This window comes from Serratia sp. CY43202 (assembly GCF_052168755.1).
In the GTDB taxonomy this organism is placed as follows: Bacteria; Pseudomonadota; Gammaproteobacteria; order Enterobacterales; family Enterobacteriaceae; genus Serratia; species Serratia bockelmannii.
Genome location: NZ_JBJNMB010000002.1, coordinates 159541 through 172724 on the forward strand (window position 1 = coordinate 159541; position 13184 = coordinate 172724).

The window sequence follows — 13184 nt, forward strand, 5'->3', positions numbered from 1 at the left end:
AGTCAGACGATCCTGTTAATGGCGTGAATAAACCGCATGATTTCCTCGTAGGCCGCGCGTTTCAGTGCGGCGGAGACCGTGGAGGCGGCTTTTTGCAGCTGGTCCGCCACGGCGGCGCCGCTGTCGGCGAACATTCTCATCTGGACGATGCGCGCTTCGGTCTGCGACAGGCGGCCAATCACATGATCTAACATCGGCAGCAGATCGCTGACAATGGCGTTTGTCCGATCGTTGTCGGTTTTCAGAGCCAGGCGGCAATTTTTCGCCATGGCGTCCAGCGCGCTGCCGGAGTTGATAAAGGCACTGCCGTAACCCGCGGCGTCGGGCCGTTGGCTGCCCAGCCCGACGGCGACGCGCGCATCCCAGTGCGCGGCGCCCATCGCCCGCAGCGCGAGGCGAATATATACCGCCAGCAGCAGCCCGTCCTCCGGGGCGGCCTGCGCCTGGAAGGCGTCGCCGCGAAAGATTTCCACCTGATGAAGCTGCCCGTCGCGCTGCAGCCGATCGAGCAGGCTGTGCAGCTCGTTGAGGTAGTTGACGGTATCTGATCGGCGAGAATCGACCAGATCGCCGCTGATTACGCTGATTGGTGTCGACATAGCGTGTTCCGTTGCTTACCGAGGGATGACTATAAATTCGCACCTGGATACGAATATGTCAATAATTCGTCTTTGGATACGAATTTGTAGGGAATTCGCCTGTGAGAACGAAATGCGGTGGCGTGAGGAAAGGGGACGAACGGCCGGGAATGCGCGGGCCTGTCAGGCTCGCCACCGGCGGTGTAGAGGGAAAATGGCCGGCAACCGGCCGTTCAGAAACTTTTAACCAGCACTTCACGCGGCATTTCGCTGCCGTGCTTCAGCAGGTGCTCAAACGATCGTTCGCTGCTTTTCAGCTGTTGCAAAAACTCCTGCGGCGACAGATCGTGTTTTTTGCCGCTCATGTAAGCCAGCGCCAGTTCTTTTGCCTGATAGCGGGAGAAGTTGTACATGGTGTCCTCGATACGGTGAATGTCAGTGCTCACGATTGTAGCGAAAGAGCACATAATGAACAGTGGCTTTGGCGTATGGAATCGATAGCCGAAACTTAACTTGCCGGTTGCAACAGCTCATCGCACAGGCGTTTGATCACCTGAGCCTGCGGCAGGCCGTTGTGCAACATCTGACGGATATGCTCCGAATCGCTGATGCCCTGGCGGACATGGCGCTCGACGGCCTGTAACACGGCCCGATCCTCCCGCCGCTCGGCGAAATCGCTCAGCGCCTCGAGGGTGTGCAGGATGTGGGCGGTCAGGCTGCGGCGGCGCAGCGTCGTGGGATCGACGTATTCGGCGGCGAAACCGCTGCGATAGGCGTTGATCTTGTTGTAGTGGGTGAAGGCATCGTATTCCGGCGCGATCGGCGTCCGGCGTTGCAACAGAAAATCGGCCAGCAGACGGCAGTAACCGACCAGCAGCACGGCGTGCGCGAGGCGCAGCGGCGTATCGCAGATGCGGATCTCCACCGTGCCCAGCTCCGGTTTCGGCCGTGCATCCCAGTAAATATCCTTGACGCTTTCAATCACGCCGGCGGCGTTCAACCGTTCGTAGTAAGCGTTGAATTCGCGCCAGCTGTAGATGTGTTCCAGGCACCCGTAGTTGGGGAAAGAATTCTGGGCGCTGAAGCGGGAGCTGGCAAAGCGCGTGTCGACCCCCTGATACAGCGGCGACGAGGCGCTGAGCGCGATCAGCTGCGGAAAATAGGGCGTCAGCGCATGGCACAGGTACATCGCCTCGTCCCCGTCGTTGACGCCGAGGTGAATGTGTTGGCCGAATACGCAGGCCAGCTTGGAGAGATAGCCAAAACGGCTGGCCAGCTGCCTGTAGCGCGCGCTGTCGCTGATGACCTGCTTGCGCCAGTCGTTGCTCAGGTGCCGGCCGCCGCCGCAGACGTCGCAGCCCAGGCGCTGCGCGCTGCGCCGGACGGTATGGGTCAGGGCGTGCAGCTCGGCGTGCAGCTCATCGAGATCGCGGTGCACCGAGCTGTTCAGCTCCACCATCGATTGGGTGAGCTCATGCTTGACGCGCCGGCGGTCGCCGACCGCGCTGACCACCCGGTCGGCCCGATCCGCCAGATCGTAGTGCTCGGCATCGACCAGCTGTAACTCTATTTCGGTGCCGATGGAGAGCCTTTCCGAACGTTTGAATGTGAGCGACATGGTGCCTCCCCCTCAATACGCAACGTTAATTCAGTATACGTCGCGGGGGGAGGCTTTGCCGCCGAAGGGACGTTAGTGCAGTTCGGCGCCGCTGCGGTCGGCCAGCGCTTCCAGCAGCGGGGCGGAAGGCACGAAGAACAGGGTGCCGGTCACCGCGTGGCTGAAATCGAGCAGCCGATCGTAGTTGCCGGCCGGGCGGCCGATGAACATGTTTTCCAGCATCTGCTCGATCGGCTGCGGGGAGCGTGCATAGCCGATAAAGTAGGTGCCGAATTCGCGCAGGCCGGGGCGGCCGAACGGCATGTTGTCACGCAGAATTTTCACCTCGTTGCCTTGCTCGTCGGTGATGGTGGTCAGCGAACTGTGCGACGACGACGGTTTGACCGCTTCATCCAGCTCGATGTTGGACTGCTTATGGCGGCCGATGATCTTCTCCTGCGTTTCCACGCTGAGCGAGTTCCAGCCCTGCATGTCGTGCAGGTATTTTTGCACCAGCACATAGCTGCCGCCGCTGAACGCCGCGTCTTCGTCGCCGATCACCGTGTAGTCGAAGGCTTCGTGCCCCTCCGGGTTCTCCGTGCCGTCGACGAAGCCGATCATGGCGCGCTGATCGAAATAACGGAAGCCGTGCACCTCTTCTATCACCGTCACGGCGTCGCCGAGCTTGGCGGTCAACTGAGAGGCCAGTTCAAAACACAGATCCATTTCATCGGCGCGGATGTGCAGCAGGATGTCGCCGGGCGTGGCGACGGCGACGCGCTCCCCGCTGCCGATCGGGCTGAACGGATGCAGCTGGCGAGGGCGCGGCGCGCCGAACAGCGTATCCCAGGCTTCGGAGCCGAAGCCGCAGACGCAGGTGAGATTGCCTGCCGGCGCGCGTTTGCCGACCGAACGCACCACGGCGGCAATGTCGCCGCACCAGGCGCGCACCGCCGCCAGATGGGCGGGAACGGGCGACAGGGTAGCGACGATGAAGATGGCATGGCGCGTCACCGGTGTGAATACGGCTTGCGGCAGAGGGTTATTTGCATTCATTGCATTCGGCTCCAGTGTGTTCGGGTGAAATAGATCAGATCAAATTAAAGTGCTCGTCGGGTTTCATCGGCGGTGGCAGCGGGCTTTGGTCGTTCATTTCCAGCAGGTTGCGCTCGATGGTGTTGCAGATGGCGTTTAGCGGCAGATGGTTAGCCGACACGCCAAACGGATCCTCCAGCTCTTCGGCCAGTGAGTCCCAGGATAAGAAGGTATAGGAAATGAACACTGAAACAAACGGTGTCATGTAATGCAGGTCGGTCACCAGGGCAAAAGGCAACAGGCTGCAGAACAGGTAAACGGTGCGCTGCAGGATCAGGGTATAGGCGAACGGCACCGGCGTGCTGGCGAGCCGTTCGCAGCCGCCGAGGGCGTGGGACAGTTCGCTCAGCTTGTTGTCGAGCAGCTCGAAAGTGATGTCGCTCAGCAGCCCCTGTCGGCGCAGCTTGCCGATCTCCTGGCCCAGCATCAGCAGGATGCGGTTGGTCGGCATCGGGCTGGCGATCACCTCGGCCAGCTCTTGGCTGCTGAGATTGTGGTACAGATCGGCGGTCGGGTCGGTGCCGCGCAGCTGATGCTTCAGGCTCCAGCTGAAGGCGATCAGCAGCTTGGCAACCTTTTGCTGCACCGCCGATTCGTCCGGCAGCAGGCTTTTGATCTGGCGCAGCAGGGAGCGCTCGGTAATCAGCAGCGAGCCCCACAGGTTGCGCGCTTCGACAAAGCGGCTGTAGCCGGCGTTATTGCGAAAGCCGAGAAAAATGGCGATGGCGATGCCCAGCAGGCTGAACGGTGCGATGGTTAAATGCACGCCGAGCTGTTCGTACCATTGGTAGCTGATCACCGCCACTATCGACATCAGCACGTTCAGCGATAGGCGAAAGGTGATCTTTGATAGCACGGAACCGTGCCAGGCGAACAGGCGAAAAAACCAGTTCTGATTCGGGCGAATTATCATGACGTGGGTGCTTCCTGGTGTCCTGCTATTGAGAATAGTCGATTCTTATCCGGCGGCGTTAGGCCGCCGTTGTCGATTGCCAGAGCCGCTGCGGATGCGTATAGACGGTGGCGCGCCCCGGTTTGCTGAAGCCCACCAGCGTCAGGTTGCTGCGTTCGGCCACTTCCACCGCCAGGCGGGTGGCGGCGGAAACGGCGAACAGGATCTCGACGCCGCACATGGCGGATTTTTGCACCATTTCATAGCTGGCGCGGCTCGACACCAGCGCCGCACCCTGCAGCCACGCCTGTTGGCTGCGGTAGCCCAGCAGCTTGTCGAGCGCCACGTGGCGGCCGACGTCTTCACACCCGCCGCTGAGCGCGCCGTCCGGCTGGATCCAGGCCGCCGCGTGGGTGCAGCCGGTCAGTTTTCCTACCGTTTGCACCTCCTGCAGCTGCGCTAACGCCCGGTCGAGCAGCGCCAAATCGAAACGTTGCGTGAAAGGCAGCGGCGCGATGGGCTGAGCAACCTCCTGCAGCTGTTCCACCCCGCAGACGCCGCAGCCGGTGCGGCCGGCCAGGCTGCGGCGCTTCTCTTTCAGCTGCATAAAGCGGCGGCTCGAGAGTTCCACATGCACTTCAATGCCGTTGCAGGCCGGTTGCTGGCGGATGTCGTAGATGTCGTCGGGGGAGGCGATAATGCCTTCGGACAGCGAAAAACCGATGGCGAAGGCCGCCAGATCTTTCGGCGTCGCCATCATCACCACGTGGGAAATGCCGTTGTACACCAGGGCGACCGGTACTTCTTCCGCCAGCCAATCCTGTTGCGCCTGAGCCAGATCGTTGCGCTGCCAGACCGCGTGGCGCGACAGGCATTCCTGTTTGATATCGTCGGTTTCTGCGAGGAGTAGGTGCTTGTTCATAACGTTCTCGTGACTGTCGGTGACGAGGCGCCGACGGGGATGAATTCTTATTAGCAGGTGTGGGGATTATACAGGATTCTGATCCCGCTCGCGTAGGGAATCACGCCCTGCAGGTTATCCACAGTTTTGGTGGATAACGTGTGTGCAAGGGGCAGTAAAACACTTAGCAGGCGTAAAAAAAAATCGCTCAGAAAATTATTATATTACGCGGCAAAGCGCGATCCGCAGGGGGATAGGGGGGTTGCACGCGTTCGCGTTTTGTTTATGCCTTGCTGTATAAATATACAGCTTGGTTGTGATTATGCTGAGTATTTTAAGGTTGTATGCTTTTTCACCAGGTGAGCCCCTGACGTTACCGCTGTTTGCCGATCGCGTGGCCTGCGGTTTTCCTTCCCCGGCGCAGGACTATGTCGAAGGTCGGCTGGACATCGGCAAGCTGCTGGTACGGCACCCCAACGCCATCTATTTCGTGCGCGCCAGCGGTGAGATGGAGCGAGCAGGATGGATCAGGCACTGAATTTTTCACTCAGCTATGCGCAGCTGACCCGGGAAGCAGAAGATGCGATTAAAAAATGCAATCTGAACCAGGGCGGGATGGGTTACACCCTAGAGTTGGGTAAGGCTTCTGTCATTCTGAGTTTCTGGTACGGTCTGGCGCTGCAGGGCTATCCGGGCACAATAATGGATGAACGTGTTGATGCCGACCGGCTGCGCCTGCATGTCCTCATCTATAAGAGAGAGGAGTGACATCGTGGCAACGGTTAACGTTCGCCGGCCGTCGCCGCTGCAGCGACGGATGCTGATTGTGCTGGCCGCCCCCAAACGGTAACTGATATTTTGCTGGTTGAGCAGATAGACCGCCTGACCCGTCTCAGCAACAGTGACTGGATGACGTTGAAAAAGCAGATTGAGCAGCATGAGTTACGGATTGTCAGCCTGGATGTCCCTACCTCATGGCAGGCGCTGTCAGAGAAAGATCCTTCACAGGCGGGCCCGATCACCCGTGCAGTAATAACCGCCATCAATAACATGCTAATCGACCTGATGGCCGCGATGTCACATAAGGACTGGTTGAGTCGCCGCTAACGGCAAAAGCAGGGAATTGAACGGGCGCATACGTTGGGTAGATACCGGGGAAAGCAGGCAGATCAGGAACGACATCAGAAAGTCCTGTACTACCGACAGATTAAGAAACTGAGCATCCGAGAAACAGCAGACGCGACAGGCTACAGTACTTCCCAAGTTTGTCGCATTCAGGCCTTCTATAAAGAAGTTGAGACTGATTAAAAAGCAGCCTTAATGTACAATAATTTTCGATATCCAAACTGACCCCATGAACAATCAATGAGTTAGAGGTGAAAGATGGTTTCATACAAAAAAATCATACCTGCTCTTGTCATATTCGCTTTATCTAATGCTGTGGCATATGCGAATGATTTCGACAAATCAAATGAAGCGATGGCAATTTCAGCAATAGGTTTTTCTGGCTCAAATGCTCGTGTTGCACATGATGTTTGTGGGGCAACCAATGAGAAAATTGATAAATATAAAAAACAAATAAAAGACTCATTAACTAGAACATTAAAGTATGAACAGTCAGGATTCGATACGCATTGGGATAATGGTTGGAAAAATGCTGATTTTTTGGTTAAGTCATTAAGTAATGATGAAGCCTATAAAAAAGAATATTGCCGAGAGGTTTTAGATGGAATTAATAATCCTGAAATGAATTAAGGATTATTCCTTATTCGGGGTTCTACGCCGGAACCCCAGATTTTTCCGTCCGCTAAAATTATCCCCGGTTGAGCAGCTTTATACCGTCAGCTCGCAGTGGATCATCAGGGGAAATGTGGCGGTACAGCGTTTGTCGGGTTATCCCAAGCTCCTGGCATAACGTACTGACTTTCGTCTCTGGCCGTCCCATTGATGCCATTGCCAGTCGCAATTTTATTGGCGTCATTTTGTAAGGCCGTCCGCCGTTCCTCCCGTGGGCTCTTGCTGAGGCAAGGCCTGCCGCTGTTCTTTGCGGCGCTGTACGCAGCAGAGACCGACGGCCGCGCGCGACTGGCTCGACACCCGCTTAGTCCCGCCCTCTGGTCAAATGCAGGCTGACGTGTACAGCCTGCAGGCAGAGGATTTCGTCTGGCAACCGGTATCGCCCGCCGTCGGCGCCGTTCGCAATGACAATCCCTCACTCATCCTGCCCATCGATACGCCAACGGTCTGAGTGCCGCATTATCCACAGTTTTGGTGGATAACGTGTGTGCAAGGGGCAGTAAAACACTTAGCAGGCGTAAAAAAAAATCGCTCAGAAAATTATTATATTACGCGGCAAAGCGCGATCCGCAGGGGGATAGGGGGTTGCACGCGTTCGCGTTTTGTTTATGCTTAACTGTATAAATATACAGTTTGGTTATGATTATGCTGAGCAATTCAAGGTTGTATGCTTTTTCACCAGGTGAACCCCTAACGTTACCGCTGTTTGCCGATCGCGTGGCCTGCGGTTTTCCTTCCCCGGCGCAAGACTATGTCGAAGGTCGGCTGGACATCGGCAAGCTGCTGGTGCGGCACCCCAACGCCACCTATTTCGTGCGCGCCAGCGGCGAATCGATGATCGACGGCAATATCCGGGAAGGCGATCTGCTGATTGTCGACAGCGCCCTGACGCCGGAGCACGGCAATATCGTGATCGCCGCGGTGGACGGCGAATTCACCGTCAAAAAACTGCAGCGTCACCCCGATGTGCGGCTGTTGCCGATGAACCCCGCCTACGCGCCGATCGTGTTCGACGACGAAGCGCAACTGGAGATCTTCGGCGTGGTGACCTTTATCGTCTACGCGGCCCGGTGACTTCGGCATTTTTTTTCACTTTTTTCTGCCCGATCTTTTCGTTGGCGTGACCTCTCTACTGAGTTTCCAGTTCATTACACTCAGGGGAATCCTTCATGGCCATAAAAAACAAGAACGGCGCAGGGCGTACGTTCACATCAGCCAAACGTACCGCCGGGAAGCGGGTCGCTATCGGGGTAGGGTGCGCATTATCGGGCATGCTCACCTCCGCGATGGCGGCGCCCGGTGCGTCGGTGCCACCGGCGGCGGTCGAGCAGTCCGCTATCCTGCCTTTCGCCATTCCCGCCGGTGACCTGGCGCCCGCCTTGCAGACGGCGGCCGCTAAGGCCGGCGTGATAGTGATTTTCACGCCCGAACAGACGCGTGGAAAAAACACCGCGGGCCTGCAGGGGCATTATCGCCTCACCGACGCGTTCGATACGCTGTTGGCGGGCAGCGGATTGCGCGCTCAGCAAACCGCACAGGGATATCGGTTGGTCGACGCCGGGCCGGTTCAGCCGTTGACGATACCGGAACTGTCGGTGGTCGGCGGTTTGTCCGACAGCGTCGCCGCCGGCCGTTCGGTGTTGGATAAAGAAGACATCGAACGCGTGCAGGCAGACAATATCGCCAGTTTGCTTGATCGCTTGCCTGGCGTAGGGATGGCGGGCTCGCCGCGCCCGGGCGGCCAAAGCCTGAATATCTGGGGCATGGGGGACATGGAAGATGTGAAGGTCGTGCTGGACGGGGCGCCGAAGGGATTTGAGAAATATCGGCAGGGCTCGGTATTCATCGAACCCGAACTGCTGAAAAAGGTTGAGGTCGATAAGGGGCCGCACAATCTGTTGAACGGCAATGGCGGCTTTGGCGGGACCATTACGCTGGAGACCAAAGATGCTGGGGACATGCTGCTGCCGGGCGAAGATTTTGGCGGCTTGCTGAAGTACAGCTACCACACCAACGATCGTCAGGGCATTTACAGCGGTGCCTTGTACGGTCGTACGCCGGAAGGATCCGCCGACGGTTTGCTCTACATGAGCAAGCGTGACGGCGGCAACCTGAAGCGGCCGGACGGCACGCGTTTTGCCTATTCTGCCAACGATCAGGCTTCCTACCTGTTAAAAACCAATATTTATCTGAGCGAGGCGCAAACGTTGACGCTGTCGGCGATGCGATCCGATTCCGATGGCTGGCAGCCTTTCGCCGCCAAGCGGGACGATATCGCCGCGCCCAGCCAGGCGGATATCGATAAATATGGCCGGGAAGAAGCGTGGCGCCGCATTCTGGTGTATCGCGACCAGACAGACACCAATTACTCGGTGAAATGGAATCTGGCGCCGGAAGCGCAGCCGTTGCTGAATCTGACGCTGTCTTACGCCTATTCGAAGACCGAGCAGCATGACAAGCGGCCGGATTCCGCTTCAAAGTTCAGCTATCTCGGTACGCTGGGCAATGAAAGTTGGGTGAACTATACCGATCGGCAGTTTGACGTCAGCAATGAAAGCCGTTTCGCCAGCGGTCCGCTGGAGCACAAGCTGTTGCTCGGTGCGCGTTGGCATAAACATCAGCGCGATACCCTGATGTATTACCCTTCGCAGGTGAAAAATGCCAGTTACAACTACGGCTATTTCCAGCCGTACTACATGCCGGCGGGCGAACAGGAAACCCGCAGCGTTTATCTGCAGGATGCGGTTAGCTTCGGCAGCCTGACCGTGACGCCAGGCGTGCGTTACGATCATGTGACCAATACCGGGCAACCGAACCGGGCGCCGCGCTATAACGACAGCGATCCGCTCGTGGGCCATGATTACAGTAGCGTGACCTATACCGGCTGGTCGCCGCACTTGGGCGTGATGTGGAAAGCGACGTCGAATCTGTCCCTGTTTGCCGACGTCAGCCGCACCTGGCGCGCCCCGGTGATCGACGAACAGTACGAAGTGCAATCCGCCGCTTCCAGCGTGCCCGGTACCAGCCGCGGCCTGCAGGTGGAACGCATGACGGGCGTTCGTCTCGGCGCGGTGCTGGACTTCAACGATGTGTTGATGGCGCGGGACAGCCTGCAGATCCGCACTACGCTGTTCCGCAATCGCGGCAAGGACGAGATTTTCTATCGTCGCGGCGTAGTGTGTGACGCCGCACGGCACGGGGGCCAATGTGGGCAACCGTTGTCGAACTATCGCAACTTGCCGGGCTATACCATTGAGGGCGTGGAGCTCGAATCGTTTTATGACAGCGAAAGCCTGTTCGGCAGCCTGTCGTTCTCCTCGATCCGCGGCAAACGCGACGCTTCACCGCGCGATCCGTGGGGCAACGAAACCTGGATTGCCGAAATTCCACCCGTTACGGCACACGCGATGCTGGGCATGAAAGTGCCGCAGTGGGACATGGCCTTCGGCTGGACCGGCGATTTCGTACGTAAACAGGATCGTTCACCGGCCGACGGCGATCCGATGGCCGTTGTCTGGGCCCTGCCGAAAACCTCGGGTTATGCATTGCACGGCCTGTTCGCCTCGTGGCAGCCCAGCGGCTTGCACGGCTTCGAAGCCCGCGTGGCGGTGGACAACCTGTTCAACCGCGATTATTACCCTTACCTGGGCGAATCGGTGTCCGGCGTAGGGCGCAACATCAAGTTCAGCGTCAGTCAGCGTTTTTGACGATCCTGTCTGCAGGGGGCCATTTAGGCCCCTTTTCACGTTTCCTCCCCCGTATTTCCCTACTTTTTCGCCGTTTATAAATCATCAGCAATCGCTTGACACAGAAGTTACAATTTTAAAATAATAATAATTATCATTTTCAATCTCATTATCAATTGGTGTCACCGAATGGCGAGGAAAGAGGCCGCGGCAGCCAACGGGTTTGCTCAACAGCTTTACCTTGAGCATCACAGTTGGCTATGCCATTGGCTGCGACAGAAGGTTGGGTGTGCGCATCACGCCGAAGACCTGGCGCAGGATACTTTCATCAGTATTTTACTGAGCCCGCAGTTGCTCGCCATTCGGCAACCACGCCCCTTCCTGGCGACCGTAGCGCGCCGGCTGGTGGCGAATTATTACCGGCGTAAAACAATCGAAGAGAGCTATCTGCAGGCCTTGAGCGAGTTGCCTGCGATCGAGGCGCCCTCGCCGGAAGTTCGTCAACAAACCCTCGAAATGCTCGAACAGTTGGATCAGGCGTTGGACGGATTGCCGGCGCACGTCCGCGAGGCTTTCCTGTTGGCGCACCTGCAGGGCATGCGTTATTGCGACATCGCTGAACGTTTACGGGTGTCGACCAGCTCGGTGAAACAATATCTGCAGCGCGCTAATTTGCACTGTTTCTTTGCATTGGCGGCGTAACGGCAGGTGCGGAACCCATGATGGAATCGGATATCGATCGGCAGAGCGCGCGAGAGGCCGCCGCGTGGTTAACGCAGCTGATGTCGGAAGAGGCAAGCGACGCGGATAGGGAAAACTGGCGACGTTGGTATCAGGCGAAACCGGAAAATGAACGCGCCTGGCGGCATATCGCCGCGTTTTCATCCCGTTTTTCTCTGCTTAACGGGGCGGCGGCGCAGCGTAGTCTGTCGCAGTTGCCGAACCCGCAACGTCGCCGGTTATTGAGAAGCCTGGCGGCCATCGGCGTGGTGGGGACGGTTGGTGTCGGTTCGGGCGCGCTGCCATGGCGCCCCTGGCTGGCGGATTACCGTACGGCGGTGGGGGAACAGCAAACCGTCGCGTTGGCGGATGGCGCGCAGTTGATGCTGAACACGCAAACGGCGGTCAACGTCAGCCGTCAGCAGGCCACATTGCTGGAAGGCGAAATGATGGTGAATCTGCCGCCGGAAAGCGGTGCGTTGACGGTGAGATTGCCGCAGGGCGAGCTCATGGTGCAGGCTGCTCGCTTCAGCATTCGCCTGTGGGAAACTTACAGTGATATCGCCGTTTATCTTGGTCGGGTCACGATCCTTTCACCGGCGCATCGGAACGCGGTGCTCAACGCCGGTCAGGGCGGCAGATTAAGCCGGCAAGGCATTGGCGAACCGTATCGCGTGACGCAAGAGCCCGGTTGGCGGCAAGGCATGCTGCTGGCCGACAACATGCGGCTGGACGACTTCCTGATGGAACTGGGGCGTTATCGTCAGGGCGTTATTCGCTGCCGGCCGGAGGTCGCCGGCCTGAGGCTCTCCGGTGCGTTCCCGCTGGCTGACCCCGAGCGCGTCATCGCGGCACTGCCCGGCGCGTTGCCGGTTAGGGTAAATATGCTGTCAAAATACTTCATCACCGTATCCTAAAGTTTTTTACTCTGCCATTAGGGCATTTCCTTTTCTATTGACCTGTTCTTTTTCTTTACCTGCCCGGTGCCGCGTGCCTAAACGACCTTTCTGACATACCCCGACTGCCGTTGACCGCTGCGTACGTTGGTCTGTTTTACGCTTAACCTGAGTACCGTTCCCTATGTTCAATCACAACGTATTATCTGGCGATTTCTCTTTACCCCCTACAGGCGGGCGATGGCGCTGGGCTACCGCCAATGTGTTGGCGTTGGGTCTGCATGGTGCGTTGTGGTTTGGGCTCGGTTATCACCTGATGCCACCGTTGCTGCCTGCGGCACAACCGATGGTGTTGATGATGGTTGCCGAGCCGGCTGAATCGACACCCAACACGGAGCCGATGCCAACCGGCGTGCGCCAGGTGCAGGCGGTGGCGCAACGGCAGGCCAATCGGGAATCGGAGGCGGCGATGCCTCCGCTGATTCATGCACCGCGTGCAACGGAGCGGCAGAGCAAGGCCAAAGGGCAACGGAACGACCCCATCAAACCGAAGACGGAACCGCCGCGCCCAAGGCAAGAAGAACAGGAAAAAATGGCGTCTGCAAACTCAAGAGCATCAAGTACCAGCGCGCCGCCGTCTCTGGATGGAAAGCGTGTTGCCGCGCCGCAAACCAGCGTGGCGTCGCAGCCGAGTCAGGATGCCTCGGTCTGGAGCGGCCTGCTGTTGGCGCATTTGAGCCGTTTCAAACGCTATCCCGCCCTGGCGGTACGCCAGCAGCGCCAGGGTATTGTTCAGGTTGCCGTGACGTTGGATCGACAGGGAAACGTGCTGGGCGTGAAGCTATTGCGATCGAGCGGCGTTGCTTCGCTCGATCGGGAGGCGCTTCAGTTACCGCAGCGCGCTTCTCCACTGCCCGCACCCGGCAACGAGATCGCAGCGGGGCAGGCGGAATTCAGCGTGACCATTCCGATTCGTTTCGATCTGCGTGAAGTTCGCCGTTAATGAAAAACTCGGCTCCAGG

The 13184-nt window shown here is 58.2% G+C and carries 13 protein-coding genes and 3 pseudogenes; 10 read left to right on the plus strand and 6 right to left on the minus strand.

All coding sequences use genetic code 11. The features are described 5' to 3' along the window. Window positions 1–2: 2 nt before the first annotated feature. From ACJ8J5_RS02665 to fdhD, 6 genes are all read right to left on the minus strand, one after another. Complete coding sequence (locus ACJ8J5_RS02665; RefSeq protein ID WP_025303343.1) at window positions 3–599, minus strand: hypothetical protein; 597 nt, start codon at window positions 597–599, stop codon at window positions 3–5. Window positions 600–811: 212 nt separating this feature from the next. Next, entirely contained in the window at window positions 812–991 is a 180-nt protein-coding gene (locus ACJ8J5_RS02670) for a hypothetical protein (protein WP_019453520.1), read from the minus strand. A 95-nt stretch (window positions 992–1086) separates the two neighbouring features. Beyond that, window positions 1087–2196: a YbdK family carboxylate-amine ligase gene (locus ACJ8J5_RS02675; RefSeq protein WP_197769104.1), complete on the minus strand. Its 1110-nt coding sequence runs from the start codon at window positions 2194–2196 to the stop codon at window positions 1087–1089. Window positions 2197–2268: 72 nt separating this feature from the next. Further along, window positions 2269–3231, minus strand: a complete 963-nt coding sequence (locus tag ACJ8J5_RS02680) for a Dyp-type peroxidase (RefSeq protein WP_025303338.1) — start codon at window positions 3229–3231, stop codon at window positions 2269–2271. Between the two features lie 34 nt (window positions 3232–3265). Next, window positions 3266–4183 carry a bestrophin family protein gene (locus ACJ8J5_RS02685; RefSeq protein WP_025303337.1) on the minus strand — a complete coding sequence of 306 codons (918 nt, stop codon included), beginning with the start codon at window positions 4181–4183 and terminating at the stop codon, window positions 3266–3268. A 58-nt stretch (window positions 4184–4241) separates the two neighbouring features. Further along, window positions 4242–5084: a formate dehydrogenase accessory sulfurtransferase FdhD gene (fdhD, locus tag ACJ8J5_RS02690; RefSeq protein WP_025303336.1), complete on the minus strand. Its 843-nt coding sequence runs from the start codon at window positions 5082–5084 to the stop codon at window positions 4242–4244. Between the two features lie 301 nt (window positions 5085–5385). Between fdhD and ACJ8J5_RS02695 the strand changes: the two are divergent. The 10 genes and pseudogenes from ACJ8J5_RS02695 to ACJ8J5_RS02740 form a co-directional block, all read left to right on the plus strand. Next, window positions 5386–5571, plus strand: a pseudogene (locus ACJ8J5_RS02695) (DNA polymerase V); the annotation flags it as partial. Window positions 5572–5585: 14 nt separating this feature from the next. Beyond that, window positions 5586–5831: a hypothetical protein gene (locus ACJ8J5_RS02700; RefSeq protein ID WP_049295892.1), complete on the plus strand. Its 246-nt coding sequence runs from the start codon at window positions 5586–5588 to the stop codon at window positions 5829–5831. Window positions 5832–5915: 84 nt separating this feature from the next. Further along, window positions 5916–6371 (plus strand): annotated as a pseudogene (locus ACJ8J5_RS02705) (resolvase); the annotation flags it as partial. 75 nt (window positions 6372–6446) lie between these two features. After that, window positions 6447–6818 (plus strand): hypothetical protein, encoded by a 372-nt coding sequence (locus ACJ8J5_RS02710; RefSeq protein WP_404758717.1) that lies wholly within the window; start codon window positions 6447–6449, stop codon window positions 6816–6818. Between the two features lie 313 nt (window positions 6819–7131). Then, window positions 7132–7311, plus strand: a pseudogene (locus ACJ8J5_RS02715) (SOS response-associated peptidase family protein); the annotation flags it as partial. 188 nt (window positions 7312–7499) lie between these two features. After that, window positions 7500–7934, plus strand: coding sequence for a translesion error-prone DNA polymerase V autoproteolytic subunit (umuD, locus tag ACJ8J5_RS02720; protein WP_414104398.1), 435 nt, complete (start codon window positions 7500–7502; stop codon window positions 7932–7934). A gap of 95 nt (window positions 7935–8029) precedes the next feature. Then, entirely contained in the window at window positions 8030–10567 is a 2538-nt protein-coding gene (locus ACJ8J5_RS02725; protein ID WP_414104399.1) for a TonB-dependent receptor, read from the plus strand. A 168-nt stretch (window positions 10568–10735) separates the two neighbouring features. Beyond that, window positions 10736–11248: a sigma-70 family RNA polymerase sigma factor gene (locus tag ACJ8J5_RS02730; RefSeq protein WP_025303329.1), complete on the plus strand. Its 513-nt coding sequence runs from the start codon at window positions 10736–10738 to the stop codon at window positions 11246–11248. Window positions 11249–11265: 17 nt separating this feature from the next. Then, window positions 11266–12183, plus strand: a complete 918-nt coding sequence (locus ACJ8J5_RS02735; RefSeq protein WP_038629539.1) for a FecR domain-containing protein — start codon at window positions 11266–11268, stop codon at window positions 12181–12183. Window positions 12184–12346: 163 nt separating this feature from the next. Continuing rightward, on the plus strand, window positions 12347–13165 hold the full coding sequence (locus ACJ8J5_RS02740) for an energy transducer TonB (protein WP_414104400.1): 819 nt from the start codon (window positions 12347–12349) through the stop codon (window positions 13163–13165). The last annotated feature ends 19 nt before the right edge of the window (window positions 13166–13184 follow it).